At 63.6% G+C, this 3,519-nt stretch carries 3 protein-coding genes; all 3 read right to left on the bottom strand.

Features of this window, described 5'->3' with window-relative positions:
* Positions 1–1,015: nickel-dependent hydrogenase large subunit (locus tag ACE3S9_RS16730; protein ID WP_374547610.1), on the bottom strand; the 1,015-nt coding region annotated here is incomplete at its 3' end.
* Between the two features lie 80 nt (positions 1,016–1,095).
* Entirely contained in the window at positions 1,096–2,187 is a 1,092-nt protein-coding gene (locus ACE3S9_RS16725) for a hydrogenase small subunit (protein ID WP_374547609.1), read from the bottom strand.
* 230 nt (positions 2,188–2,417) lie between these two features.
* A complete protein-coding gene (locus ACE3S9_RS16720; RefSeq protein WP_374547608.1) occupies positions 2,418–3,350 on the bottom strand; it encodes an NAD-dependent epimerase/dehydratase family protein in 933 nt (310 codons plus the stop codon).
* Between the last annotated feature and the right edge of the window lie 169 nt (positions 3,351–3,519).

The following is a 3,519-nucleotide window of genomic DNA, read 5'->3' as shown; positions in this document are numbered from 1 at the left end:
CGCGATGATCGACCGGATGGATCTCGTTGAGATTGCCGTTGATGATGGCGCCGCGCGGCAGCAGCAGATTGCCGGGCGAGTAATCATTGGCGTTTTCCGGCACGTCGCCATAGGCCAGCACCGACTTGCCCGACAGGCCGCCGCCATAGAGCCAGTCCTTGTAGAACGAGCCGATGGCCATGATGTCGGGAATATAGACCTGATCGTTGAACTCGATCGTGCGGTCGATGATCTCGGTGATGTAGTTCAGGCGCTCCATATTGATCGCGCCGACGGAGCCAACGCCGTCGACATTGATCGGGCACGGCACGCCGCCCACCAGCCAATTCGGATGCGGATTCTTGCCGCCGAAAATGGTGTGGATCTTGACGATCTCCTTCTGGAAATCGAGCGCTTCGAGATAATGCGCCACCGCCATCAGATTGGCTTCCGGCGGCAGGCGATAGGCCTTGCTGCCCCAATAGCCGTTCTTGAACGGGCCGAGCTGGCCGGATTCCACAAAGCGTTTCAGCCGGCCCTGCAGATCGCGGAAATAGCCGGGCGAAGACAGCGGCCACGGCGAGATCGACTGCGCCAGCGCGGAGGTCGCCTTGGGATCAGCGGAAAGCGCCGAGACCACGTCGACCCAGTCCAGCGCATGCAGATGATAGAAATGCACGACGTGGTCATGCACCTGCAGCGCGAGCTGCATCATGTTGCGGATGGAATTGGCGTTTTCCGGAATCTTGATCTGCAGCGCGTCTTCGACCGAGCGCACCGAGGTCAGGGCGTGCGTGCCGGTGCAGACGCCGCATATCCGCTCGGTGAAGGCCCAGGCGTCGCGCGGATCGCGGCCGCGCAGGATGACCTCGATGCCGCGCCACATCGTGCCGGTCGAAACCGCGTTGCGGATGACATTGTTGGAATCGACATTCACCTCGACGCGCATATGGCCTTCGATACGCGTGACCGGATCGACGACGATGCGCTTGCCGGAATTGTCGAGATTGAAACCGTTCGGAGTCTGGACGCCCATTTTCGTTTCCTCGGAGATTGGTTTTATGCCGGCGGGAGCGGGGGAGTTCGCTCCCGCCGGCGTTCACGACGATCAGGCGCTCAGGCCTGCGGCGGCGCCTTGTCGTCGTGCTTGACCTTCACGCGGGAGACCGCCGTGACCGCCGCATGGGCGGCGACGCCCACCGCCACCGTGCCGGCGACCGCCATGCCGACCTTGTCGGCATTGGACTCGATCCCGAACTGGTGGATGTTGGTGAGGCGCTCGTAGAACGGGCCCTTGTCCCAGAAGCCGTCTTCCGAACAGCCGATGCAGCCATGGCCGGACTGGATCGGGAAGGACACGCCATTGTTCCAGCGCACAGTCGAGCAGGCGTTATAGGTGGTCGGTCCCTTGCAGCCCATCTTGTAGAGGCACTTGCCCTCGCGGGCGTTCTGGTCGTCCCATTGCTCGACGAACTGGCCGGCGTCGAAATGCGGACGGCGATAGCATTTGTCGTGGATGCGCTGGGAATAGAACATCTGCGGCCGGCCCTGCCGGTCGAGCTCCGGCAGGCGGCCGAAGGTCAGGATATAGGTGACGACGCCAGTCATCACTTCCGCGATCGGCGGACAGCCCGGCACCTTGATGATCGGCTTGTCGGTGATGACCTTGTCGATCGGCGTGGCCTGGGTCGGGTTCGGCTTGGCGGCCTGCACGCAGCCCCAGGAGGCGCAGGCGCCCCAGGCGATGATGGCCTGCGCGTCGGCGGCCATTTCCTTGAGCTTTTCGACGAAGGGACGGCCGCCGTCGATGCAGAACATGCCGTCTTCGTTCAGCGGCGGATTGCCCTCGACCGCGAGAATATATTGGCCCTTATATTTCTTGCGGGTCTCCTTCAGGATCTCGTCGGCCTGAAAGCCCGCCGCCGCCATGATGGTGTCGTCATAGTCGAGCGAGATCATCGACAGGATGACGTCCTTGGCGAGCGGATGCGCCGAGCGGATGAAGCTCTCGGAGCAGCAGGTGCATTCGAGCCCGTGCATCCAGATCACCGGAATGCGCGGCTTGGTCTCCAGCGCATTCGCCACCTTGGCGGCGCCGGTCGCGCCGAGGCCCATGCTCGCGGCGGTCAGACTGCAGAATTTGGTGAAGCTCCGACGCGTGATCCCCTGTCTGCGGATCACATCGTAAAAAGTCTCGGTCACGGACATTCAGCGCCTCCCTGTCCCATCCTGTTTTTTCGCCGCGTCGATTCAGACGTGCGGTTGGGGAGGCATCGGCAAGAAGGGCGCCAAGGGCCGCGAGGCCGGACACTTTTTATTTTTTCCTTTTATTTCAATTTATTGCAATAATCTAAGCGCTCCGAAGACGCTGGCGCCCGCGCCCTCGTCTGGAAAGCAGCTTTTCGCTTCGGTGGAAAGCGTTTTGACCGTCTCGCCGCTCAGCGCGCCGCGCGGCAAGCGTCGATGGTCGCGCGCAGGCCGTCGTCGAAGGAGGTCGGCGCGATGGCGAAGCGACGCGTGAATTTGCCACTGTCCACGTGGTAGGGCCGGTCGGTCTGGAAGCGCATCTCGGCGAGCTCATAGATCGTGCGGTCGAACAGCCCGAGGAACGCCGTGGCGACTCGCGGCAGGACCGTCATCCGCAAAGGCGTCCCGATCAGCTCCGCCGCCCGCGCCAGCAATTGCCGCAGAGTCTGGGTCGGGGCGTTGGGCGCATGCCAGGCTTGGCCGTAAGCGTCGGAGGGCGCGTCGAGCAAAGCCGTCAAGGCCCGTGCGAAATCGGGCACATAGGTGAAATCGTGGGGATGATCCGGCGAATAGGGAACCAGAGCCGGCTTGCCCGCGACCAGTCGTTTCACGCCAAATTCCGAAAGCACCGAAGTCGCCACATCCGGTCCGTGGAAATCCGAGGCGCGCACCGCCACAGCCTCGGCGCGGCCGGCCTTGTGGGCCTCGATCCATTGCCGGGTGATGGCGGCGCGCAGGCGCGGCTTGCGACCGTAATCGGTCAGCGGCATGTCCTCGACGAGAGGCGCATCCTGCGGCCCATACATATAGAGATTATCGGCGAAGACGAAACGCGCGCCCTGCTCCGCGCAGACATCCAGCATGTTGGCCATGGCGCGTGGCCATGACGTTTCCCAGACCCGCGAATCGTAAGGAAAGCCGATGCAGCAGACCAAGGCTCCGGCGCCCTGGCAAGCGGCGCGCAGGCTGTCGCGATCGAGGACGTCGGCGGCGGCGAAGCGCGCCCCGTCCGGCAGGGCCGCGGGCGCGCGGCGCTGGACCAGCCGCGCCTCGTCGCCACGCGCCGCCAGAAGTTTCGCGGTTTCGCGACCGACCGCGCCCAAGCCGACAACCGCTACGATCATGCCAAGCCTCCTTGAACGAGGTGGATGTTAATTGAACTTACATCCAGGCAAAAGGTCAATTCGGCGGCTGTCGCCCACGAGGTCAATGCGCGGTGCAGACCATGCAGGGATCGAAGGAGCGCACGACATGCTGGATCGCAGGGGCCTTGGCGCCCGCCGCGCCGGTTTC

The organism is Rhodoblastus sp. (assembly GCF_041915505.1).
Classification (GTDB): Bacteria; Pseudomonadota; Alphaproteobacteria; order Rhizobiales; family Beijerinckiaceae; genus Rhodoblastus.
This window is presented reverse-complemented; position numbering and strand designations above follow the sequence as displayed.

Coding starts and splice junctions, on each gene's coding strand:
- ACE3S9_RS16725 (WP_374547609.1), bottom strand. CDS start 2,187: ATGTCCGTGACCGAGACTTTTTACGATGTGATCCGCAGACAGGGGATC.
- ACE3S9_RS16720 (WP_374547608.1), bottom strand. CDS start 3,350: ATGATCGTAGCGGTTGTCGGCTTGGGCGCGGTCGGTCGCGAAACCGCG.